Consider the following 20,825-nt stretch of genomic DNA (forward strand, 5'->3'; position numbering starts at 1 on the left):
GCCACCCACCCCCCTCACGCGGGTGTCCGCCGGGGTACCTTCACCCCGGCGGACACCTGTCCGGACCCCCCACTCCCCCGTACCTGAACCACCCGCACCTGACCCGAACGGAACCGCCATGCCCGTCCAGCGGCTGAACCACGCCGTCCTCTTCGTCTCCGACCTGGAGCGAAGCCTCGCCTTCTACCGCGATGTCCTCGAGTTCCGGCCGCTGCCGCAGGCCTTCCCGGGGGCGGCCTTCCTCCAGGCGGCGGGCTCCGCCAACGACCACGACCTCGGACTCTTCCAGTCCCCCGAGCCCTCCACCGGGCACGTCACCGGGCGGGTCGGCCTGTACCACCTGGCCTGGGAGGTGGACACCCTGTCCGAACTGCGGCGCCTGCGGGGCCGGCTGGCCGACGCGGGGGCACTGACCGGGGCGAGCAACCACGCCTCCACCAAGGCCCTCTACGCCCGCGACCCGGACGGCATCGAGTTCGAGGTGTGCTGGCTGGTCCCGGACGCGGCGGTCGCCGGGGAGCTGTCCGCGATGACCTCGCCCACCCGTCCGCTCGACATCGAGGCCGAGATCGCCGTGTACGGTGCGGAGACCCCGAGCGGTCCCCGCACCGATCACGCCGTGTGGCGCGCGCTGCGCGCCGGTGGCGTCACAGCCGCTCGATGATCGTCACGTTCGCCTGTCCACCGCCCTCGCACATGGTCTGGAGGCCGTAGCGGCCCCCCGTCCGCTCCAGTTCGTGCAGCAGGGTCGTCATCAGCTTGGTGCCGGTCGCGCCGAGCGGGTGGCCGAGGGCGATGGCGCCGCCGTTGACGTTGACCTTCTCCGGGTCGGCACCGGTCTCCTTCAGCCAGGCCAGGACGACGGAGGCGAATGCCTCGTTGATCTCCACCAGGTCGATGTCGTCGAGTGTCATCCCGGCCTTCTTCAGCGCGTACGCCGTCGCCGGGATGGGTGCGGACAGCATGCGGATGGGGTCCTCGCCCCGCACGGACAGGTGGTGGACGCGGGCGCGCGGGGTCAGTCCGTGTTCCCGTACGGCGCGTTCCGAGGCGATCAGCATCGCGGAGGCCCCGTCGGAGACCTGGGAGGAGACCGCGGCGGTCAGCCGGCCGCCCTCGACCACCGGGTTCAGGCCGGCCATCTTCTCCAGGGTGGTGTCGCGGCGCGGGCCCTCGTCGGTGGTGACGTTCCCGTACGGGACGATCTCCCGGTCGAAGCGGCCCTCGTCGATGGCGCGGGCGGCCCGCCGGTGGGAGCGCAGGGCGAACTCCTCCATGTCGCGGCGGGAGATGCCCCACTTGGTGGCGATCAGTTCGGCGCCGTGGAACTGGTTGACGGGCTGGTCGCCGTAGCGGGCGCGCCAGCCCGCGGATCCGGCGTACGGGCCTTCGGTGAGGCCGAGCGGTTCGGCGGCCTGCCGGCTGGCGAAGGCGATGGGGATCTGCGACATGTTCTGCACGCCGCCGGCGACCACCAGGTCCTGGGTGCCGGACAGGACGCCCTGCGCGGCGAAGTGCAGGGCCTGCTGGGAGGAGCCGCACTGCCGGTCCACGGTCGTCCCGGGGACCTCCTCGGGCAGTCCGGCGGCCAGCCAGCTGGTGCGGGCTATGTCGCCGGCCTGCGGGCCGACGGTGTCCAGGCAGCCGAAGACGACGTCCTCGACGGCGGCCGGGTCGGCGCCCGCGCGTTCCATCAGTGCCTTGAGCACGTGTGCTCCGAGATCGGCCGGGTGGACGGCGGACAGTCCGCCCTTCCGCCGGCCGACCGGGGTGCGTACCGCTTCGACGATGTATGCCTCGGCCATGGTCGCTCCTTGTTCGTACGTCATTCGTCGGTCCGATGTCCGTCACGGAGAGCGACGCCCTCCAGCACCATCGACAGGTACTGGCGGGCGATCTCCTCCGGGCTGTGCTGTCCGCCCGGCCGGTACCAGGACGCGGCGACCCAGACGGTGTCGCGCACGAAGCGGTAGGTGAGCCGGACGTCGAGGTCCGCGCGGAAGACCCCGGCGGCGACGCCGCGTTCCAGGGTCCTGAGCCAGGCCTCCTCGAACCTGCGCTGGGAGCCCGCGAGATAGCCGAAGCGCGGCTGTTCCCGCAGGTGCCTGGACTCCTTCTGGTAGATGGCGACGGCGGCGCGGTGCCGGTCGATCTCCCGGAACGATTCGGTGACGAGGTCCTCCAGGGTCTCCCGGGGTCCGGCCGCGGCGGCGAGCACGGCGTCGTACCGGGCCCACAGGTCGTCGAGGAAGGCGCGGAGGATCTCGTCGAGCATCGACTCCTTGGAGTCGAAGTGGTAGTAGAGGCTGCCCGCGAGCAGGCCGGCCGCGTCGGCGATGCGGCGGACGGTGGTGGCGTCGTACCCCTGGGCGGCGAACACCTCGGCCGCCGTGTCCAGGATCTCGCGGCGCCGCTCCGGCGCCGGTCTCACGGGTGCTGGCTGCTCACGGAGAGGACCTCCCCCGTCAGGTACGAGGAGTACCCGCTGGCCAGGAAGACGATCACGTTGGCGACCTCCCACGGCTCGGCGTAGCGCCCGAAGGCCTCGCGGGCGGTCAGTTCGGCCAGGAGTTCGGGCGTGGTGACCTTCACGAGGTGCGGGTGCATGGCCAGGCTCGGGGAGACGGCGTTGACCCGGACGCCGTACTCGGCGGCCTCCAGGGCGGCGCAGCGGGTGAGGGCCATCACGCCGGCCTTGGCGGCGGCGTAGTGGGCCTGGCCCTTCTGGGCCCGCCAGCCGACGACCGAGGCGTTGTTGACGACGACGCCCCCTGCGCCCGCGGCCCTCATCCGGCGCAGCGCGGCGCGGGTGCAGCGGAAGGTGCCGTTCAGGGTGACGTCGAGGACCTTGTCCCACTGCTCGTCGGCCATGTCGACGAGGTCGGCGGTGCCGCCGAGGCCCGCGTTGTTGACGACGACGTCGAGCCGGCCGTGGCGCTCCTCGGCGAGGTCGAAGAGCGCGGCGACCTGGGTCTCGTCGGTGACGTCGCAGGGCAGGGCGGCGACCCGGTCCGGGCCGAACTCCGCGGCCAGCTGGGCCTCGGACTCCTTCAGTCTGCGGGCGTGGGCGTCGGAGATGACGACCCGGGCGCCTTCCTCCAGGAGCCGTCGAGCGGTCGCGCCCCCGATGCCGGCGCCCGCGGCGGCGGTGACGACGGCGCCTCGGCCGGCGAGCAGACCGTGGCCCGGCACGTAGGGGGGTGGTGTGCCGGTCATGGGCGGACCTCCTTGGGCAGGCCGAGGACGCGCTCGGCGATGATGTTCCGCTGGATCTCGTTGGAGCCGGCGTAGAGGGTGTCGGAGCGGGAGAAGAGGTACAGCCGCTGCCAGTCGGTGAGGTCGTACGGCGCTCCGGCGGCCAGCATGCCGTCGGCGCCGCAGACGTCCATGGCGAGTTCGCCGAGCTCCCGGTGCCAGGTGGCCCAGAAGATCTTCCCGATGGACGCCTCGGGGCCCGGGGCCCCGGCGGCGACTCCGCCGAGCATGCGGAGGGCGTTGAAGCGGATGGTCTCCAGGCCGATCCAGGCCCGTGCGATCCGGTCGCGGATCAGCGGGTCGGCCGCCGCTCCGTTGCGCTTGGCGAGGTCGATGACGGCCTCCAGCTCGCGGCGGAAGCCGACCTGCTGGCCGAGGGTGGACACGCCGCGTTCGAAGCCGAGGGTGGCCATGGCCACCCGCCAGCCGTCGCCGGGGGCGCCGACGATGTGGGAGGCGTCGGTGCGGGCCCCGTCGAAGAACACCTCGTTGAACTCGGAGGTCCCGGTGAGCTGGACGATCGGCCTGATCTCCACGCCGGGCTGGTCCAGCGGGACGAGGAGGTAGGACAGGCCCTGGTGGCGGGTGGATCCGGGCTCGGTGCGGGCGATGACGAAGCACCAGTCGGCCTCGTGCGCGAGCGAGGTCCACACCTTCTGCCCGGTGACCACCCACGCTCCGCCGCTCCCGTCCCCGTCCCCGTCCCCGCCCGGGCGGGCGGCGGCGTCGTCGAGCTCGGCGCGGGTCCGCACGTTGGCCAGGTCGGAGCCGGCGTCCGGCTCCGAGTAGCCCTGGCACCACAGCTCTTGGGCGGCCACGATCGGCGGGAGGAAGCGCTCGCGCTGCGCGGGGGTGCCGAAGGCGATGAGGGTGGGTCCGAGGAGCTGCTCGCCGATGTGGTTGACGCGGGCGGGGGCGTCGGCGAGGGCGTACTCCTCGTGGAAGGCGACCTGCTGTTCGAGGGTCGCGCCCCGTCCGCCGTACTCCTTGGGCCACCCGACGCAGGTCCATCCGTGGGCGGCCATGTGCCGCTCCCAGGCGAGGCGTTCGGCATGTGCCTCGTGTTCCCGTCCGGGGCCGCCGCGTCCGCGCAGGGCGGCGAACTCGCCCGTGAGGTGGGAGCGCAGCCAGCTGCGTGCCTCTCTGCGGAACTCCTCGACGTCGCTCATGGCGGTACGTTAACCTACCAAACACTTGTTAGGGAAGGAGGGCGGATGTCCGCTGCCCGCACCGCATCCACGGGACCTGTCGAACCTGTCTCGCCTGTCCACTACGCACGCCAGGGGCCCGTGGCCGTGGTCACGATGGACCGGCCCGCGTACCGCAACGCCCAGAACTCCGCGATGACCTACGCCCTCGACCGCGCCTTCTACCGCGCGGCCGCCGACGACGAGGTCAAGGTCGTGGTGCTCGCCGGAGCGGGGAGGCACTTCTCCGCCGGCCACGACATCGGCACCCCCGAGCGGGACGCCCATCTGCCGTTCGACCGCAGGGCCGGGCTCTGGTGGGACCACTCGGACAAGAGCGGCGCCGAGAGCCGCTTCGCCCGCGAGTCCGAGGTCTACCTGGGCATGTGCCGCCGCTGGCGCGAACTGCCCAAGCCGATGGTGGCGTCCGTACAGGGCGCCTGCGTCGCGGGCGGTCTGATGCTGGCCTGGGTGTGCGACCTCATCGTCGCCGCCGAGGACGCGTTCTTCGCCGACCCGGTGGTCCGCATGGGCATCCCCGGCGTCGAGTACTTCGCCCACCCCTGGGTGATGCCGCCGCGGATCGCGAAGGAGTTCCTCTACACCGGCGACCGGATGGGCGCCCGGCGCGCCTACGAGGTCGGCATGGTCAACCGGGTCGTCCCGACCGCGGAACTGGCCGAGCGGACGATGGAGCTGGCCTCCAGGATCGCCGAGATGCCCCGCATGGGCCTGGCCCTGACCAAGCGCGCGGTCAACCAGGCCGAGGACCTCCAGGGCCTGCACACCGGCGTGGACTCGGTCTTCGGACTGCACCACCTCGCGCACGCGCACAACGCCGAGACCGCCCCCGACGCGCTGGGCGGCATGGACATACGCTCGATGAAGGCGGCGGGAGCCTGATGGACCTCGACTTCTCCACGGCGGAGGACGCCTTCCGGGCCGAGGCCCGCGCCTGGCTCACCGCCCACGTACCCGAGACCCCCCTGCCCTCCCTGGAGACGGAGCGGGGCTTCGCGGCCCACCGGAGCTGGGAGCGGACCCTGTCCGCCGACCGCTGGTCGGTGGTCTCCTGGCCCGAGGAGTACGGCGGCCGGGGCGCCTCCCTCCTCCGGTGGCTGATCTTCGAGGAGGAGTACTACGCGGCCGGGGCCCCCGGCCGGGTCAGCCAGAACGGCATCAACCTGCTCGCCCCCACCCTCTTCGAGCACGGCACCGACGAGCAGCGCGCCCGCGTCCTGCCCTCCATGGCGAGCGGCGAGGTCATCTGGGCCCAGGCCTGGTCCGAGCCGGAGTCCGGCTCCGACCTCGCCTCGCTGCGCTCCACGGCCGAACGGACCGACGGCGGCTGGCTCCTCAACGGCCAGAAGACCTGGTCCTCCCGGGCTGCGTTCGCCGACCGCGCCTTCGGCCTCTTCCGCAGCGACCCCCACGCCGCGAAGCCGCACCAGGGCCTGACGTACCTGATGTTCCCGCTGGACGCCGCCGGAGTGACCGTACGGCCCATCGGGCGCCTCGACGGCAAACCCGCCTTCGCCGAGCTCTTCCTCGACGACGTCTTCGTGCCCGACCAGGACGTGATCGGCGCCCCGGGGCAGGGCTGGCGGGTCGCGATGAGCACCGCGGGCAACGAGCGGGGGCTGACCCTGCGCAGCCCCGGCCGCTTCACGAGCGCCGCCGAGCGGCTGACGGCGCTGTGGCGGGAGACCGCCGACCCGTCCGACACGGCCCTGCGCGACCGGGTCGCCGACGCGGTCATCGGCGCCCGCGCCTACCGGCTGTCCGCCTACGCGGGCGCCTCGCGCCTCGCCGCCGGCGGCTCGATCGGAGCCGAGTCCAGCCTCAACAAGGTCTTCTGGTCCGAGCTCGACATCGCGCTCCACGAGGCCGCGCTCGACCTGCTCGGTCCGTACGGCGAACTGGCCGACGCCGCCGGGGAGGCGCCCGCGCACGGCGCCTGGGCCGAGGGCCACACCTTCTCCCTGGCCGGACCCGTCTACGCCGGCACCAACGAGATCCAGCGCGACATCATCGCCGAGCGGCTGCTCGGCCTCCCGAAGGGACGCCGGTGATGCGGTTCCTCCTCGACGACGAGCAGCGGGAGTTCGCCCGCTCCCTCGACGGCATGCTCACGGCGGCCGACACCCCCGGAGCCGTACGGGCCTGGGCGGCCGGGGACACCGCGCCCGGCCGCGCGCTCTGGACGCGGCTCGCGGAGGCGGGCGTCTTCGCCCTCGCCGTACCCGAGCGGCACGACGGGCTCGGCCTCCTCCCCCTCGAACTGGCCGTGGCCTTCACCGAACTGGGCCGCCACGCCGTACCCGGGCCGCTCGTCGAGACGGTCGCGGCGGCGGCGCTGCTCGGCCGGCTGGCCGGGGGCGGGGGGGACGAGGGCGCAGTGGACGAGGGCCGTGCGGTCGGGGGCGGCTCGGAGGGGGCGCGTGTGGGCGGCTCCGGCGTGGGTGGCACGAGTGTGGACGGACCGGGCGTGGGCGGCTCCGGCCTGGACGAGGCCGCCGTCGCGTGGTTGCCGCAGATCGCCGCCGGCAAGGCCGTCGTCTCGCTGTGCGTGCCGGCCGCCGGCAGCCCCTATGCCCTGGACGCGGACGCCGCCGACGCCGTGCTCGTCGTCGAGGGCGACACCGTGCGCCTGGCGGCGGCGTCCGGTCCGGTCCAGCCCTCCGCCGACCCCGCGCGCCGACTCGCGCGCCCCCTCGGCGGATCCGTCCTGGCGCGGGGCCCGGCCGTGACCGCCGCCGCCATGTACGCCGCCGAGGTCGCCGCCCTGGCCACCGCGGCCCAGTGCCTCGGCCTCGGGCGCGCCCTGCTGGACCGGACCGTCGCGTACGTCGGCCAGCGCACCCAGTTCGGGGTCGCCATCGGCTCCTTCCAGGCGGTGAAGCACCGTCTCGCCGACACGCTCATCGCCCTGGAGTTCGCGCAGCCGCTGCTGCACTCCGCCGCCCTGGCCCTGGCGGAGGGTGCGGAGCACGGCGCCGCCGAGGTCGCCGCGGCGAAGGTCACGGCGGGCGAGGCCGCGTACGCCGCCGCCCGCACCGCGCTGCAACTCCACGGAGCCGTCGGCTACACGGAGGAGCTGGACCTCGCCCTGTGGATCCGCAAGGCCCGTCCCCTCCGCGACGCCTGGGGCACCCCGGCGGCCTGCCGCGCCCGTGTGCTCGGCTCCTGACGCCGGGCGCAAGGCGCCGCCGTACCCGTCCCCCATCGAGAGGAACAGAGGCGTGAGGCTGACGGAGGAACAGGAAGAACTGCGGTCCGCCGTACGGGCCGTGCTCGGACGCCATGCCGGGGACGCGGCCTGGCGTCCGCTGACCGAGCAGATCGGCGTCGCGGGGCTCGCCGTCCCCGAGGAGTACGGCGGCGCCGGCTACGGGGCGCGGGAGGTCCACGTGGTGCTGGAGGAGCTGGGGCGGGAACTCAGCCCCGTCCCGTTCCTCGGCTCCGCGGTGCTCGCGGTGCAGGCGCTGCTCGCCTCGGGCGACACGGAGGCATGCGCGCGGCTGCTGCCCGACCTGGCCTCGGGCATGGTGGTGGGCGCGCTGGCCTGGGCCGAGCACGGCTCCTGGGACCCGTCGGACGTACGGGCCGAGGCCCGCCCGGGGCCCGGGGGGACGTGGCGGATCACCGGGAGCAAGGAACACGTGCTGGACGGGGCGCAGGCCGGGGTCCTGCTCGTCGCGGCCCGCTCCGGGGCAGGGGTCTCGCTCTTCGAGGTGCCGGTACACGGCAGCGGCGTCCACCGCGAGGCGGCTGTGACGATGGACTCCACCCGGGCGCAGGCGTGTGTGGTCCTCGCGGAGGCGGAGGGCCGGCTCGTCGGAGCGGAAGGGGAGGGCGAGGGTGTCCTCGCGCGCGTACGGGACCTGGCGTGTACGGCGCTCGCCGCCGAGCAGGTCGGCGCGGCCTCGCGCTGTCTCGAACTCACCCTCGCGTACGCCGGGGAGCGGGTCCAGTTCGGCCGTCCCATCGGCTCGTTCCAGGCGGTCAAGCACCGGCTCGCGGACGCGTACGTCCTGGTCGAGTCGGCCCGCTCGGCGGCGCTCGGCGCCGCGTTCGCCGCCTCGGGCGACCCGGAGCTGCCCCGGCTGGCGGCCGCCGCCAAGTCCGCCTGCTCGGAGGCGTTCTCGGCGGTGGCGGGCGAGATGATCCAGCTGCACGGCGGGATCGGGATCACCTGGGAGCACGACGCCCACCGCTACTTCAAGCGGGCGCACGGCTCGTCCCAGCTCTTCGGCACCCCCGCCTCGCACCGCGCCCGCCTGGCGGCCGACCTGGGGTTGGTCGCGACCTGACCGGGCTGTGGCCCGGGGCGGCCCAGGGCCCGTCGCCCGTCGCCCGTCGCCCGTCGCCCGGACACTCTGCCACCGCGGGCAGGGTGTCGGGGCGGGACGGAGGCTTCGGTCGTCCGCATACGCGATACGCGCGATGTCGTCTACATACGCGCGATGAGGACGGGCAGTTCACGCATGTCGTGGAAGACGGTGGTGTCCTGGCCTTCGAGGCGTTCGGCCGGGGTCAGCCCGCCGGCGTAGCCGAGGGAGCGCATGCCGGCCGCGCGGGCGGCGTGGACTCCGGGCCGGCTGTCCTCGACCACGACGCAGGCGGCGGGGTCGACACCCATCCGGCGGGCCGCGTGCAGGAACAGGTCGGGGGCGGGCTTGCCCCGGCTGACTTCGGATGAGCTGTAGATGCGGCCTGCGAAGCGCTCGTAGAGCCCGGTCCTGCCGAGGGTGTGCCGCATCTTGTCGTGGGAGCCGCTGGAGGCGACGCAGGTCGGCAGGGTGAGTGCGTCGAGTGCCTCCGGCAGCCCGTCGACCGGGGCGAGATCGGCGTCCACGGCCTCGCGGTGGAGTTCCTCGAACCGCGCCGCCCAGATCGCGGCGGTCTCCTCGCCGAGCCGGTCGGCGACCTGCTCCTGGATGGCGGCGTGCGAGCGCCCGATGAACCGGTCCACGACCTCGTCCTCGGTCAGCGGCCAGCCCAGTTCGGCTCCGAGGGCGACCTGTACGCGGGCGGCGATGCGCTCGCTGTCGACCAGCACGCCGTCACAGTCGAAGATCACGAGTTCGATGGGCTTGATCATTCCCGCAGGATAGGGCCTCGGGGTGTCAGAGCCATCCGCGCTGGGCGGCCTTCACACCGGCCGCGAACCGGCTGTGGGCATCGAGTCGCTCCATGAGCGCCGCCATGGTGCGCCGGGCGCTGCGTGCCGAGATGTGCAGGCGGGACGCGACCGCTTCGTCGGTGAGCCCCTCCCCGGCGAGCTGGAGCACCTTGCGTTCCAGGTCGGAGAGCCCCGACTGGGCAGGCTCGGAGTCGACGCCGAGGGGGGTCGAGTAGCTCCACACCTGCTCGAACAGGGACCGCAGTGAGGCCACCACGCCGGCGCTGGTCAGATAGAGGATTCCGGCTCTCGTGTTCGCGGGGTCCAGGGGGACGAGGGCGGCCTTCCCATCCACCACGATCATGCGGGGAGGGAGCGTGGGGGCGGTACGGAACTCTCCGCCGTGGTCGGTCAGCCATCGGGCGTGGTCCAGCGTGGGTCCGTCCTGGCGGATGCTGTCCAGCGCGATCGTACGCATGGGGACTCCCCGGACCAGGACCCGCGCGTCGTTCCGGCGGGCCGCCTCAAGGGCCGCGCTGGAGTGCGCGCCGCCGGGCATGAGGGTGAGGATCTCCGACGACGCCTGCTCGGCGAGGAGTTCCAGGCGCTGCTGTACGGCATCCATGCCGGACAGTTCCTCGACCTCGGCCACCGACCGGGAGCGCGGGGGCGCGAGGGCGATCTGGTTGATCATCCGGGTGACGGCGGCATGCTGCTCCGCCATCCGCGCCTGGTGCCGGACGAGGTCGTCCTGCTGGTGCTGGAGGACGATGCGGAGCGCCTCGTCCCGCCCGACCGCCTTGACCTGGCCCGGGCGGTCGTAGGAGTTGCGTATCAGACGCAGCTCGAACAGATCGTCCAGCGCCGACCGCACTTCGGCTTCGGTGAGACCCAGATGGGGGGCGAGGTCGCTCACTCCCCACGCGTCGTGCTGGGCCATCGCCCGGAACACGGACTCATGGACTGTCTGCAGCCCGAGCATGCCGAGCACCGATCCCCCACTCACTCGCGACCCCTCGGAATTTACACGTGCAGAACAGGTGTGTTCCCTTGATCGGCTGCATTCTGCACGGGCCGGATGAAGATTGCACGATGCGTGTTCAGCCGTGCTGAACAGTGGCCGAATACCCCTCCGGATGACGGCCGGCCGGCGGGCCGGAAGGGGTGAACGGGACCCGTGGACGCAGGCGTGGACGGAGGCGCGGACGGGGGCGCGGACGGAAGCGTGGACGGAAGCGTGGACGGAAGCGTCCAGGACTGTTCCGCCCCGCTCGGACCCCTGTCCGCGGCCGGTTCGGCGGGGCCAAGCTGTGGTCACCGGGTCAGCCGGTCGGCCGCCGGCCGGCCACGCTGCTCTGCCGGTGTCGTCTGCTCAGTCTTTCGTGAGTTGTCCTGACAAGGGGATTCATCATGTCGGTCGTCGGTCGCATCGCGGTTCTGGCCCTCTCCGCGCTGGTTGTCACCGGTCTGGCTCCGGCCGCCGGAGCCACTGCCGCCGAGGGGACGCACGGCACCACGGCCTCGACCGTCGCCTCGGACGACCCCGGCAGCCTCATCTGGGACTGACCGCACTCCGTCCATGCGTCTGACGTTGCTCGCGATCACGTACGACGGTCCCCCGCAGCGCCGGCCGCCCTCGCGGGTGCAGGTCGTCGCGTCGCTCCTCGCGGCGGCCGAAGCCGGCACACGGCCCCGCTCGGCGGGCGTCCTCCGGGACGACGCTGACGTGGTTCTGGAACACGTGAGCGCCAGCATCGGCCGCCGGTACATCTTCCTCGGCCTGTACAGCCGGGGCGCGGCGGACGCCGCCACCGCCCGCCACACGATGGCCGTCCTGGTCGAACGGGCACTGGCGTCCTGTGAGGCCCTCGCCGACTGGCGGATCGACGCGCAAGCGTTCCCTGGCGACGCTCCGTAGCCAGCCCCGCACACCACTCTTCACACGCCCGTCCTCACCCTTCCCACTACCCCAACTGTCCCTCAGAAGGAGACACATGAACCTCAAGCATGCCCTCACCGCCGCCGCGCTCGCCGGTGCCGCGACCCTCTCCACGCTCGCCATGGCTCCGGCGGCCCAGGCCGCCCCGAACAACCCCAACTGCCTTGGCGCGAGGGCCTTCTGCCTCTGGTACAACAGCAACCAGAGCGGCTCGGTGGCTGGTTGGGACCTCAGCACGGGCTTCCCTGGCTTCTCCGACCTCGGCAACGCGGGCGCCTTCCTGACGGCCGGTGCGGGCCAGGGCATCGCGGTGAAGAACCACGCCGCGTCGGCGACGTACCAGTACCCCAACAACTGCACCGGCAATGTCCAGGTGTTCTTCAACAGCAACTGGATGGGTGCCTACGACACCGTTCCGGCCTGCGGCAACATCAACCTGGTGAAGACGAAGAACAACGACGCCTCGTTCCTCGTGAACGGCTGATCGCCGACCACTCCGCCGGGCCGCCCGTTCCAGGCGGCCCGGCCGTCGCTCGCTCACCCCTCCTTCTCGGCCCCTTCTGGAGATCGCGAGGTCCCCCCTGTGCTCCGGTTCCGCGTTCCTGTGGCTGTCGTGGCCGCCGCCGTCGCGAGCTGCTTCCTCTCCTCCTGCGCCGCCCCTCGGAGCGCCCCTCCGTCCCCCGGAGCGCCGCCGATCGCGCCCGCCCCGCGCGCCACCCAGGCGCATCAGCAGGAGGACCCGGGGGTGTCACTGCCCCTGGACCCCTATTTCCTTTCCACGGACGAGAACGCGCTCACCCACCGGGCACTCACCGCTCTCGTGGCGTCGTGCATGCGCTCGGCCGGACTCCACGCTCCCGAGGCTCGGCCGCAGCCCGCTCCGCCGCCGCGTTACGCACGCCGGTACGGCATCGTGGGCGCCGGCACCGCGCGGACGATCGGCTACCACCTTCCCGCAGACCGGCCGGGCACCGACGCCCCGTTGACGGCGGCCCAGTTGGAGGCGCTCAGCGGCACTCCGGACAAGAAGACCTCCGGTCCCGGCGGCGCGCCGGCCGAGGGCTGCATCGTGACGGCTGCCCGCCAGATCACCGGGTCCGACAGCTATCCGGCCGACGCCGAAGTCGTCCGCCGCATCAATGTCGAGTCCTTCGAGCAGTCGCTCGACTCGCCCGAGGTCCGGGGCGCCTTCGCGCGGTGGTCCCGCTGCATGAAGGCGTCCGGATACAGCTACGCCAGCCCCCTGGAGCCCTCGTTCCGCACCACCGAGGTGTCCCCGGACGAGCGCCGCACCGCGCTCGCCGATGTCTCCTGCAAGAACAAGACCGGCCTCGTCCGTCTCTGGAACTCCGTCGAGTCCTCGTACCAGCGCGAACTCATCGCCGGAAACCTTTCTGAACTCGACGAGTCCCGGAAGGAACGACGCCGGATGCGCGAGCGCGCCTCCGCCGTACTCGCCTCGCCGAACCTCGCGAGCCGGTGAGGCGAGGGGCGATGCCAGATTCCCCGTGGTGCCCGGTGAGTCGCCCGCGACGCCCCCGACGCCGCCGCCAGGCTTCGGGAGTCGCCGCCCGCTGCGACCGGGTCGGCCCCCTCACCCGCTGAGGGCTATCCGCCGCAGGTCAGGTCCTTGGCGGGCAGCCGGCCCGTGGTCAGGTACCGCCAGACGCCGGCGTCGGCGCAGGACGGGCCGGCCACCACCACGCCGTGGCCCTCACCACCGGCCACCGTCACCATCCGCGCGCCGTGCAGCGCACGCCGCATGCCGTGCGCCATGGCCAGCGTCGCCTGCGGGTCCCACTGGTTCTGCACGATCAGCGCGTCGACGTCGTTGCTCACCACGGTGGCCGGCTCCCTCGGCGCCGACTTCCAGAACGCGCACGGCTGGATGGTGGCCCCCAGGTCGCCGGCGAGCGGGTACGTGGCGCGGTCGCGGATCGCGTCCCGGCGGTACTGCTCGGGGTCGCGCGGCCAGTCGCGGGCGTCGCCGCAGAAGACGGCCCACGTGACGGCGGACTGGTTGTCCGGCGGTACGTCGACACCGAACACCCCTGCCTCTGCCCGCGTCCCCGCCCCCGCCCCCGCCCCCGCGTCGGCGGACCGGACCGGGGCGGGGCCGGTGTCCGTCGCTCCGGCCCGCTCCGCCGACGTGGTCGGCATGGCAGGCGTGGCAGGGGCGGGCGGTCCGCCGGCGGCCGCCGCCTTCAGCGCGACGATCCACGGGGTGACGCTCTCGACGTGGACGAACGCGGCGTACGCGGAACGGATCTCACCGCCGCTCAGCGCCCCGCCGCTCGTCGGGACGGGGGTGCGGTCGGCGCGGGCGATGAGCTCCCCGTACGTCGCCCTGACCTTCGCCGGAGTGGATCCCAGTCCGTACGTGGTGTCGCGCGCGGCGGCCCACTCGGTCCACCGGGTGAAGGCGAGTTCGGCCCCGGCCGCCGCCCCGCGGAGCGTCCCCCGCCACGCGAGCGCCGGATCGAGGGCGCTGTCGAGCACGATCCGGTCCGTGCGCCGGGGGAACATCTGCGTGTAGACGGCGCCCAGGTAGGTGCCGTACGAGTAGCCGAAGTAGGAGATCCGCCGCTCCCCCAGCGCGGCTCGGACGAGATCCATGTCCCGTGCCGTGTTCCGGGTGGTGAGGTGCGGCAGCACGTCGCCCGCCTTGGCCCAGCACTTGTCGGCCACGGCCCTGGCCCTGGCCACGTCCGTCGCGAACGCCGACGCGGAGTAGGGGTGGTAGACGGTCTGTTCGTCGCCGGTGAGGCCGCAGCCGATCGGCGAGCTCTGCCCGACCCCACGCGGATCGAAGCCGACCAGGTCGAACCGCTCCCGCACCTCGGCCGGCAACAGTGGCTGCATGTCGACGGGCATGCTCAGCCCGGGGACGCCCGGGCCCCCGGGATTGATCAGCAGCGCGCCGCGCCGCTCCTTCGCACTGCCCGCCTTGATCCGCGATATCGCGAGGTCGATCGTCCGCCCCCTGGGGTCGCCGTAGTCCAGCGGCACCTCGACCTTCGCGCATTCGAACGCCGCCGACAGGTCTGCGTCGCAGCGCTCCCAACGGAGTTCCTGCTGCGCGTACCGCTGGAGCGGATCCCCCGCCGCGAACGCCGTCACCGGGGTGAGCGCCGCCATCGCGGCCGTCACCGCGCCGACCGTCAGCGCGGAAATCGTTCGGGCGCCTCGTAGAACCATGCCAGTCCCCTGTACAGAATCTGTGTCTCGTGCCTCGTGCCTCGGATCGCCTCCAGTCTCTGTTCCGCCGCACTCACACCCCGTACGGCCCGGGGATGGGCTCATGATCCAACTTGCGGTGTACGACACCACCCCGACGTCCTGCTGGAGACCTGCTCGTGAGCATGCGTCAGTCAGGGTGCCCAGGCGTCCCGCGACCTGCCGACCGCCACACCGTCGACCCCCCGGCCAGCAGCGGGGCGGCGGACCGGCACCTCGCCCCCTAGGGGTCAGGGGAGGGATACCCGGACTGACGTACGTTGTGAGGCTCAGGGTTGCCGTTCCACGGCTGCCGCGCACGGTCACGAGGGGAATCGGGCACTCATGGGTGAACCAGCTGGTCAGCCAGCGGCGGGCGCGCTGGTCGAGCCGTTCCTGATGCCCGTGGAGGACGTCTTCCATCTGCGACAGGGCAGGGCGGTCATGGTGACGGGCCTGGTCGAACGCGGCCGGGTCCGCAAGGGCGACACGGTGGAGCTCGTGGGGCCGGGCGGCGGTGCGACCGCACGCGTCGAGGACGTCGAGCAGTCCCAGGTGCGCGTCGCGGAGGCGGGTGCCGGTGCGGGTATGAACGTGGGGCTGCTGCTGGGCGCCCTACCCGCCGACGCCTACCGACGTGGCCAGGTCCTCGTGACCCCGGGCTCGATGAGCGCACGCGCCGGCTTCACCGCCGACATCTCCGTGCTGTCCGAGGAGCAGGGCGGTGCGGACGTCGTCTCGGGCGATCGCCTCTGCTTCTACGTGCGCACGGCCGCGGTGTGGGGCACCGTCACGCTGCCCGAAGGCTCCGCCATGGTCCGGCCGCTTCACGGGGCCGAGGTGACCGTGACACTCGACGCGCCTGTCGCGCTGGAGACAGGCGGCCCGTTCACCTTCCGGCACCACGGTCGCGCCTCGGGCACCGGCTCCGTGACACGGCTCCTGCGCTGACCCCCACGAGCGGGGGCGAGCCGAAGCCAGAGCGCGAGCCGAAGCACAAGCCGGAGCCGGAGCATGAGAGTTGCGGCGACGGCCCGCGACCGCGGGTTCTCTCCACGGTCCGTGACAGGCACGAACGGAGTGTAACGTCGCGTCACATCAAGGTTGCATACGGCGATCTCGTGACCGGAGGATCTGTGAGCATCACCTTCATCGTGGGGACCGGCCGCTGCGGGTCGACCATGCTGTCCCGCGTCCTGCAGGCCCATCCTGACGTGCTGAGCATGAACGAGTTCTTCACGTCCCTGGCCTCAAAGGGGGACAGCGCCTTCCTGGACCGGGCTCTCGACGGACCGGACTTCTGGTCCCTGCTGAGCGGACCGGCCCGGCCGCTCGACGCGATCGCGGCCTCCGGCTTCCCCATGCCGGAACTGCTCTACCCCTACGCGAGCGGCCGGTTCCGCCCCGAGCCCGGCGCCGGTGTGCCGGCGATCTCACACATGTCCCTGCCCGCGCTGACGGCCGACCCCGACACCCTCCACGACGACCTGGCCGCGACGATCCCCCACTGGCCCACAAGGCCGGTCGCCGACCAGTACCGTGAGCTCTTCGCCGAGCTCGGCCGCCGCCTCGGGCGGACGGTGGTGGTGGAGCGGTCCGGTGCGTCGCTCGCGTTTCTCCCGGCGCTGCGCGCCCTGTTCCCGGACGCCCGTTTCGTACACCTGAGCCGCTCCGGGCCCGCCTGCGCCCTGTCGATGAGCCGGCACATCGGGTTCCGCACGCTCCTGCTGAGGGCCGAGGCCACGGGCCTGCTCGGGCTGGCCTCGCCTTTCCAGATCGGGCCCGAGCATGCCGCGCTCCTGCCGGATCACCTGGCCCATCTGGCCGGGGACGTGGACTGCGGGCTCGTCATGGACGCCCCGCTTCCCCTGGCGGCGTTCGGCCGGTTCTGGTCGCACCTCATCACACAGGGAGTGGAGGAGTTCCTCCAGCTGCCGCCCGACCGGAGGATGTCCCTCTCCTACGAGGACATCCTCGACCGGCCCGAGCACCACCTGGAGCGCCTCGCCACCTTCGCCGAGGCCACCCCCCATCCCGCGTGGCTGCGCGACGCCTCGGCGTCGGTCGTCCGCACCGACCGCCCGCCGGTCACCGACCCGGACACCCTCGCCGCCTGCACCCCCGGAACCCTCGCACTGGAACGACAGGTCCAACTCCTCTCGTCCGACGCATAGCCGTCTCCCTTCGCCCGACACCCCTGAGCCTGCACCGGGTCATGTTCGCCGTCGAGGAGATCGACGACACCCTCGCCCGCCTGCGCCTCCACGGCGCCGAACTCATCGGCGAGGCCGCACGGTACGAGGACGTCCACCGCCTCTGCTACCTCCGCGGCCCCTCGGGCATCCTCCTCGCGCCGGCCGAGCAGATCGGCTGAGGCATCGCGTGCCGAGTCACGTGGCTCGGCAACGACCTTCAATCGGTCATCAGTTCACACCTACGCGCGACGAACGACACGCCAACGCGACGTCCTAGGCTCACCCCATGGGACTCCCTGTGCGCACCGAAGACGGGCGGCTTCTGATGGCCGAGGAGTGGGGGGACCCTTCGGGGACCCCGGTGCTCCTCCTTCATGGGACTCCCGGTACCCGCCTCGGCACCCTGCTCCCCGGTCTCGTCGATGAGCATCCCGAGTACCGCTTCCTCTCCTACGACCGCCCCGGTTACGGGGATTCCGAGCGCGCGGAGGGCCGCCGGGTCGCCGATGCGGCCGGGGACGCGGTCGCGGTCGCCGACGCCTTCGGAGTGGAGCGGTTCGCGGTGGTCGGTCGGTCCGGTGGGGGGCCGCACGCGCTGGCCTGTGCGGCGCTGCTGCCCGATCGGGTCCGGGCGGCCGCCGTGCTGGTGGGGCTCGCTCCGCCGGACGCGGCCGGCCTGGACTGGTACGCGGGCATGACGCCGTTCAACGTCTACGCGTACGGGCTGGCGCGCGCCCAGTTGGACGGGCGGGACCCCGGCGCCCTCGCACGCGACCTCGCCGCCCGCGCCCACGCCATCCGGCGGGACCCGGCGCGGCTCCTCGACGACCTGGGCGCCGAGCTGTCCCCCCATGACCGGCGGGTCGTCGAGGACCCCCGGGTCCGCACCGTACTGCTGCGCACCTACGAGGAGGCGCTGCGGGTCTCGCACCACGGCTGGCTCGACGACTGTCTGGCCTTCGTGCGGCCCTGGGGCTTCGACGTGTCCGCCGTGGCCGCGCCCGTCCTGCTGTGGCACGGCCTCGACGACGCCTTCTCGCCCGTGGCGCACACCCGTTGGCTCGCCGAACACATCCCGAGCGCCGAACCCGTCCTCGTCCCCGACGCCGGTCATTTCGCCGCCCAGTACGCGCTGCCCCAGGTGCTGCGCCGGCTGGACGGTCAGGGCATCGGACGTTGATACGCGGTCGAGCGGGCGCCCTTGAGAGCGTCGAGGATCCGCTCGTGGCTGTTCCCGACGACGTCGACGACGCGGACCCTGAGGTGGAGCGCCTCGACCTCGTCGACGAAGCGCCGTGAGAAGGCCCCGAGCATCGTCGTCTCGTATGAACCGCCGCCCACCAGCGGGAAGTCGCCCAGGTGACCAGCTGGAAGTCCACGCCGACCGCCAGCCCGGCGCCGGACAGCAGTGCCGCCGCGCCCTTGACGTCCGTCCACGGGGCGGCGGCCGGCGGCTCCTCCCGCCGGAGGACGACCCGGCACTCGTACGCCTCGACGACCGCGGTGTGCGAGCCGCCGTTGAGCAGCCCGACCTGCCATTCGGGCACGCCGTCCCGCAGGTGCCCCGTCGCCCAGTCGGCGCGCCAGCCGAGCAACGGGCGTACGGTACGGGCGTACTGCGCCCTGGCGAGGACCGCGCCGGCCGCCACCGCGAGCAGGCTGCTGAGCGGCTCCATGTCGAGCAGTTGCAGCCGCCACGGCCACGCGGCCCGCACTGTCGGCGTCATGTTCGCCCGGACGAGCTCCCAGCCGAGCACCGCTGTCAGCAGGACGAGCAGCATGATCGGGACCGTGAAGAGCAACGGGCTGTGCCGCACCCGCCGTTGGGCGTCCGTCCCGGCTGCCGGCCGCCCATTCCTGAACCTGCCCACTGGCCCTCCCCCGGCTTGCGAACATGAGTCCCTCGACCGCATGGACGGCCGAGGGGGCTCGACTGGGGTGATGGTGCCCGAAGCGGGCGCGGCCACACTTCGACGGCCCGCGCGCAGGTCGGGCGGGCCGGTCCGGCCTGCGGCGGGCGCGGCCTGCGGCGGGCCGCCCGTCTCCGTCTATCGGGTCAGCGGCCGGCGGCCACCGTGGGCGCGCGATCGCCTCCCGGTCGGGCCAAGGCGGCGGCGTGGATGCCTTCGCGGGTAGCGGACCGGCGCACCAAGTTCACCCGTGTGAGTGAATAGGGCATCGAACAGCACCGAAACCGCACGCACGGTCTGTTCCCTTGGCGATCATGCACGGGTGATTTCATCCCAAGCCAACCAGGAGTCAGCCGCGCGCACTTCGCGCGCCCAGGGCACGAAGCGGGCGTCGCGCCTGCGTCCCGCCGCGACCGGCGTCGCCGCGCTGGCCGCGCTCTGCCTGCTCCCGACCATGGCCGTCGCCGCGCCGTCGGCCGCCCCCGCCGCACCGGCCGGGCCCGGTGGGCACCGGCCGCCCGCCACGGCGGGCGAGTCCCTGGCCTCGGCCCGTCTCTCCGCCGTCCGTGACGACCCGGCGGCGCTCCGCGCCTTCTTCCGTGCCCTGCCCAAGGGCGGGGAGCTGCACAACCACCTGTCCGGCGCGGTCAGCACCGAGTACCTCATCGAGCTGGCCGCCGAGGACGGGCTGTGCATCGCCACCGCGACGACGACGGCCGTCGTGCCGCCGTGCGGCCCCGGTACCCGACCCGCCTCCGACGCCCTCACCGACAGCGCCTTCCACGACAAGATCGTCCGCGAGTGGTCCATGCAGGACTTCCCGCCGGGCGGCAACGGCCACGACCACTTCTTCGACACCTTCGGCAAGTTCGGCGAGGTGACCTGGCGCAACCGCGGCAAGCTGCTCGCCGAGGTCGCCGACAGCGTGGCCGCGCAGAACCAGTTCTATCTGGAGACCATGGTCTCCCCGGCCTCCGAGGAGGCGAAGAAGCTGGCCGGCGAGGTCGGTTGGGACGCTGACCTCGCCCGACTGCACGGCAAGCTGGTCGCCGGCGGCAAGCTGGACAAGGTCGTCGACGCGGCGGTCAAGGAGGCGGACGGCGGAGACGCCGAGTTCCGCACCGAGGCGCGCTGCGGCACCGCGCAGGCCCGCCCCGGCTGCGGTCTCGCCGTGCGCTGGATCTCCCAGGTGAACCGGGGCAGTTCCAACGAGCGGGTCTTCACCCAGATGGCCGTCGGCATGCGCCTGGCCGAGCGCGACCCCCGCTTCGTCGCGGTCAACCTCGTCCAGCCCGAGGACTGGGACACCTCCCTCGCCAACTACCGCCTCCAGATGCGGATGCTGCAGTACCTGCGCGGCGTCTACCCGAAGGCCCACCTCACCCTGCACTCCGGCGAGCTGTGGCCCGGCCTCGTCAAGCCCGAGGACCTGACCTTCCACATCGCCGACGCCGTGAACGTGGCGGGCGCCGAGCGCATCGGCCACGGTGTCGACCTGCGCCAGGAGGACGCGTGGCGGAACACGGCCGCCACGATGGCCGACCGTGAGATCGCCGTCGAGGTGCCGTTCACCAGCAACGCGCAGATCCTCGGCGTCAAGGGCGCCGACCACCCCTTCGAGACGTACCGCGCCTTCGGCGTCCCGGTCGTCCTCGCCACCGACGACCCGGGTGTCTCGCGGATCGACATCACCCACGAGTACCAGTACGCGAGCACGACGTACGGGCTCGGCTACCGCGACCTGAAGGACCTGGCGCGAGCCTCCCTGGAGTACGCCTTCCTGCCCGGCGCGAGCCTCTGGCGGGGCAACCCCACCCGTGACGGCTACCGCCTGGCCGGGCCCTGCCGCGGCGAGCGCCCCGGTACGGCCACCCCGGGCCCGGCCTGTCGTCGCGTCCTCGACGCCAGCCCCAAGGCGTCGGCCGAGTGGCGCCAGGAGGCCGCCTTCACCGCCTTCGAGCACCGCCTCCCGGCCTCCCGCACCACCGACTGACCCGC

General features: G+C 73.0%; 21 protein-coding genes and 1 pseudogene. 14 read left to right on the forward strand and 8 right to left on the reverse strand.

The genetic code is table 11. The annotated features are described in order from the left end of the window. Nucleotides 1-118: 118 nt before the first annotated feature. The gene (locus tag AB0Q96_RS23730) at nucleotides 119-664 is read left to right on the forward strand and encodes a VOC family protein (RefSeq protein ID WP_365328578.1); all 546 of its coding nucleotides are present in this window, start codon (nucleotides 119-121) and stop codon (nucleotides 662-664) included. On the opposite strand, the gene AB0Q96_RS23735 is transcribed toward AB0Q96_RS23730, so the two are convergent. Genes AB0Q96_RS23735 through AB0Q96_RS23750 form a run of 4 tightly spaced genes read right to left on the reverse strand, consistent with a single transcriptional unit; the run spans nucleotide 648 to nucleotide 4,424 of the window. Then, nucleotides 648-1,805, reverse strand: a complete 1,158-nt coding sequence (locus AB0Q96_RS23735; RefSeq protein WP_365328580.1) for an acetyl-CoA C-acetyltransferase — start codon at nucleotides 1,803-1,805, stop codon at nucleotides 648-650. The genes AB0Q96_RS23730 and AB0Q96_RS23735 overlap by 17 nt on opposite strands. 20 nt (nucleotides 1,806-1,825) lie before the next feature. Continuing rightward, complete coding sequence (locus tag AB0Q96_RS23740; protein ID WP_365328582.1) at nucleotides 1,826-2,431, reverse strand: TetR/AcrR family transcriptional regulator; 606 nt, start codon at nucleotides 2,429-2,431, stop codon at nucleotides 1,826-1,828. Further along, nucleotides 2,428-3,216: an SDR family oxidoreductase gene (locus tag AB0Q96_RS23745; protein ID WP_365328585.1), complete on the reverse strand. Its 789-nt coding sequence runs from the start codon at nucleotides 3,214-3,216 to the stop codon at nucleotides 2,428-2,430. Before AB0Q96_RS23745 ends, AB0Q96_RS23740 begins: the two co-directional genes overlap by 4 nt. Next, complete coding sequence (locus AB0Q96_RS23750; RefSeq protein WP_365328587.1) at nucleotides 3,213-4,424, reverse strand: acyl-CoA dehydrogenase family protein; 1,212 nt, start codon at nucleotides 4,422-4,424, stop codon at nucleotides 3,213-3,215. Before AB0Q96_RS23750 ends, AB0Q96_RS23745 begins: the two co-directional genes overlap by 4 nt. Nucleotides 4,425-4,469: 45 nt before the next feature. Between AB0Q96_RS23750 and AB0Q96_RS23755 the strand changes: the two genes are divergently transcribed. From AB0Q96_RS23755 to AB0Q96_RS23770, 4 genes are read left to right on the forward strand one after another with little or no spacing between them, the layout of a single operon-like run. Next, nucleotides 4,470-5,345, forward strand: coding sequence for an enoyl-CoA hydratase (locus tag AB0Q96_RS23755; RefSeq protein WP_365328589.1), 876 nt, complete (start codon nucleotides 4,470-4,472; stop codon nucleotides 5,343-5,345). After that, nucleotides 5,345-6,514: an acyl-CoA dehydrogenase family protein gene (locus AB0Q96_RS23760; protein ID WP_365328591.1), complete on the forward strand. Its 1,170-nt coding sequence runs from the start codon at nucleotides 5,345-5,347 to the stop codon at nucleotides 6,512-6,514. The genes AB0Q96_RS23755 and AB0Q96_RS23760 overlap by 1 nt, the downstream gene beginning before the upstream one ends. Further along, nucleotides 6,514-7,632: an acyl-CoA dehydrogenase gene (locus AB0Q96_RS23765; RefSeq protein ID WP_365328594.1), complete on the forward strand. Its 1,119-nt coding sequence runs from the start codon at nucleotides 6,514-6,516 to the stop codon at nucleotides 7,630-7,632. The genes AB0Q96_RS23760 and AB0Q96_RS23765 overlap by 1 nt, the downstream gene beginning before the upstream one ends. 52 nt (nucleotides 7,633-7,684) lie before the next feature. Next, on the forward strand, nucleotides 7,685-8,755 hold the full coding sequence (locus tag AB0Q96_RS23770) for an acyl-CoA dehydrogenase family protein (RefSeq protein WP_365328596.1): 1,071 nt from the start codon (nucleotides 7,685-7,687) through the stop codon (nucleotides 8,753-8,755). 140 nt (nucleotides 8,756-8,895) lie between these two features. Here AB0Q96_RS23770 and AB0Q96_RS23775 read toward each other — a convergent pair whose 3' ends face one another. Both AB0Q96_RS23775 and AB0Q96_RS23780 read right to left on the reverse strand, forming a co-directional pair. Continuing rightward, entirely contained in the window at nucleotides 8,896-9,546 is a 651-nt protein-coding gene (locus AB0Q96_RS23775; RefSeq protein WP_365328598.1) for an HAD family hydrolase, read from the reverse strand. A 25-nt stretch (nucleotides 9,547-9,571) separates the two neighbouring features. Further along, nucleotides 9,572-10,573, reverse strand: a complete 1,002-nt coding sequence (locus AB0Q96_RS23780; RefSeq protein WP_365328600.1) for a helix-turn-helix transcriptional regulator — start codon at nucleotides 10,571-10,573, stop codon at nucleotides 9,572-9,574. Nucleotides 10,574-10,977: 404 nt separating this feature from the next. On the opposite strand from AB0Q96_RS23780, the gene AB0Q96_RS23785 reads away from it, so the two are divergent. From AB0Q96_RS23785 to AB0Q96_RS23800, 4 genes are all read left to right on the forward strand, one after another. Then, nucleotides 10,978-11,133: a hypothetical protein gene (locus AB0Q96_RS23785; protein WP_365328602.1), complete on the forward strand. Its 156-nt coding sequence runs from the start codon at nucleotides 10,978-10,980 to the stop codon at nucleotides 11,131-11,133. Between the two features lie 13 nt (nucleotides 11,134-11,146). Further along, nucleotides 11,147-11,485 carry a hypothetical protein gene (locus AB0Q96_RS23790; protein ID WP_365328603.1) on the forward strand — a complete coding sequence of 113 codons (339 nt, stop codon included), beginning with the start codon at nucleotides 11,147-11,149 and terminating at the stop codon, nucleotides 11,483-11,485. A 76-nt stretch (nucleotides 11,486-11,561) separates the two neighbouring features. Further along, entirely contained in the window at nucleotides 11,562-11,990 is a 429-nt protein-coding gene (locus tag AB0Q96_RS23795) for a peptidase M23 (protein WP_365328605.1), read from the forward strand. Nucleotides 11,991-12,251: 261 nt separating this feature from the next. Continuing rightward, the gene (locus AB0Q96_RS23800; RefSeq protein WP_365328607.1) at nucleotides 12,252-12,989 is read left to right on the forward strand and encodes a hypothetical protein; all 738 of its coding nucleotides are present in this window, start codon (nucleotides 12,252-12,254) and stop codon (nucleotides 12,987-12,989) included. A 125-nt stretch (nucleotides 12,990-13,114) separates the two neighbouring features. Here AB0Q96_RS23800 and AB0Q96_RS23805 read toward each other — a convergent pair whose 3' ends face one another. Then, nucleotides 13,115-14,704, reverse strand: a complete 1,590-nt coding sequence (locus AB0Q96_RS23805; protein ID WP_365328609.1) for an alpha/beta fold hydrolase — start codon at nucleotides 14,702-14,704, stop codon at nucleotides 13,115-13,117. Nucleotides 14,705-15,067: 363 nt separating this feature from the next. Between AB0Q96_RS23805 and AB0Q96_RS23810 the strand changes: the two genes are divergently transcribed. The 4 genes and pseudogenes from AB0Q96_RS23810 (at nucleotide 15,068) to AB0Q96_RS23825 (ending at nucleotide 18,097) form a co-directional block, all read left to right on the forward strand. After that, a complete protein-coding gene (locus AB0Q96_RS23810) occupies nucleotides 15,068-15,673 on the forward strand; it encodes an EF-Tu/IF-2/RF-3 family GTPase (RefSeq protein ID WP_365328611.1) in 606 nt (201 codons plus the stop codon). A gap of 185 nt (nucleotides 15,674-15,858) precedes the next feature. Then, nucleotides 15,859-16,896: a sulfotransferase gene (locus tag AB0Q96_RS23815; RefSeq protein WP_365328613.1), complete on the forward strand. Its 1,038-nt coding sequence runs from the start codon at nucleotides 15,859-15,861 to the stop codon at nucleotides 16,894-16,896. A 29-nt stretch (nucleotides 16,897-16,925) separates the two neighbouring features. Then, a pseudogene (locus AB0Q96_RS23820) lies at nucleotides 16,926-17,096 on the forward strand (VOC family protein); the annotation flags it as partial. A gap of 107 nt (nucleotides 17,097-17,203) precedes the next feature. Continuing rightward, the gene (locus AB0Q96_RS23825) at nucleotides 17,204-18,097 is read left to right on the forward strand and encodes an alpha/beta hydrolase (RefSeq protein WP_365328615.1); all 894 of its coding nucleotides are present in this window, start codon (nucleotides 17,204-17,206) and stop codon (nucleotides 18,095-18,097) included. Here the strand turns inward: AB0Q96_RS23825 and AB0Q96_RS23830 are convergent. Continuing rightward, nucleotides 18,079-18,231, reverse strand: a complete 153-nt coding sequence (locus tag AB0Q96_RS23830; RefSeq protein ID WP_365328617.1) for a hypothetical protein — start codon at nucleotides 18,229-18,231, stop codon at nucleotides 18,079-18,081. The genes AB0Q96_RS23825 and AB0Q96_RS23830 overlap by 19 nt on opposite strands. 1,050 nt (nucleotides 18,232-19,281) lie before the next feature. Between AB0Q96_RS23830 and AB0Q96_RS23835 the strand changes: the two genes are divergently transcribed. Then, a complete protein-coding gene (locus AB0Q96_RS23835) occupies nucleotides 19,282-20,820 on the forward strand; it encodes an adenosine deaminase (protein WP_365328856.1) in 1,539 nt (512 codons plus the stop codon). Nucleotides 20,821-20,825: the final 5 nt, after the last annotated feature.

Source organism: Streptomyces sp. NPDC093111, assembly GCF_040683955.1.
Lineage (GTDB): Bacteria > Actinomycetota > Actinomycetes > Streptomycetales > Streptomycetaceae > Streptomyces.

Bases quoted from the DNA above. Each gene is read 5' to 3' on its own strand.
- AB0Q96_RS23830 (WP_365328617.1), bottom strand. From the start codon at position 18,231: ATGCTCGGGGCCTTCTCACGGCGCTTCGTCGACGAGGTCGAGGCGCTC.
- AB0Q96_RS23785 (WP_365328602.1), top strand. From the start codon at position 10,978: ATGTCGGTCGTCGGTCGCATCGCGGTTCTGGCCCTCTCCGCGCTGGTT.
- AB0Q96_RS23805 (WP_365328609.1), bottom strand. From the start codon at position 14,704: ATGGTTCTACGAGGCGCCCGAACGATTTCCGCGCTGACGGTCGGCGCG.
- AB0Q96_RS23775 (WP_365328598.1), bottom strand. From the start codon at position 9,546: ATGATCAAGCCCATCGAACTCGTGATCTTCGACTGTGACGGCGTGCTG.
- AB0Q96_RS23765 (WP_365328594.1), top strand. From the start codon at position 6,514: ATGCGGTTCCTCCTCGACGACGAGCAGCGGGAGTTCGCCCGCTCCCTC.
- AB0Q96_RS23835 (WP_365328856.1), top strand. From the start codon at position 19,282: ATGGCCGTCGCCGCGCCGTCGGCCGCCCCCGCCGCACCGGCCGGGCCC.
- AB0Q96_RS23825 (WP_365328615.1), top strand. From the start codon at position 17,204: ATGGGACTCCCTGTGCGCACCGAAGACGGGCGGCTTCTGATGGCCGAG.
- AB0Q96_RS23730 (WP_365328578.1), top strand. From the start codon at position 119: ATGCCCGTCCAGCGGCTGAACCACGCCGTCCTCTTCGTCTCCGACCTG.
- AB0Q96_RS23760 (WP_365328591.1), top strand. From the start codon at position 5,345: ATGGACCTCGACTTCTCCACGGCGGAGGACGCCTTCCGGGCCGAGGCC.
- AB0Q96_RS23745 (WP_365328585.1), bottom strand. From the start codon at position 3,216: ATGACCGGCACACCACCCCCCTACGTGCCGGGCCACGGTCTGCTCGCC.
- AB0Q96_RS23735 (WP_365328580.1), bottom strand. From the start codon at position 1,805: ATGGCCGAGGCATACATCGTCGAAGCGGTACGCACCCCGGTCGGCCGG.
- AB0Q96_RS23810 (WP_365328611.1), top strand. From the start codon at position 15,068: ATGGGTGAACCAGCTGGTCAGCCAGCGGCGGGCGCGCTGGTCGAGCCG.
- AB0Q96_RS23750 (WP_365328587.1), bottom strand. From the start codon at position 4,424: ATGAGCGACGTCGAGGAGTTCCGCAGAGAGGCACGCAGCTGGCTGCGC.
- AB0Q96_RS23790 (WP_365328603.1), top strand. From the start codon at position 11,147: ATGCGTCTGACGTTGCTCGCGATCACGTACGACGGTCCCCCGCAGCGC.
- AB0Q96_RS23755 (WP_365328589.1), top strand. From the start codon at position 4,470: ATGTCCGCTGCCCGCACCGCATCCACGGGACCTGTCGAACCTGTCTCG.
- AB0Q96_RS23795 (WP_365328605.1), top strand. From the start codon at position 11,562: ATGAACCTCAAGCATGCCCTCACCGCCGCCGCGCTCGCCGGTGCCGCG.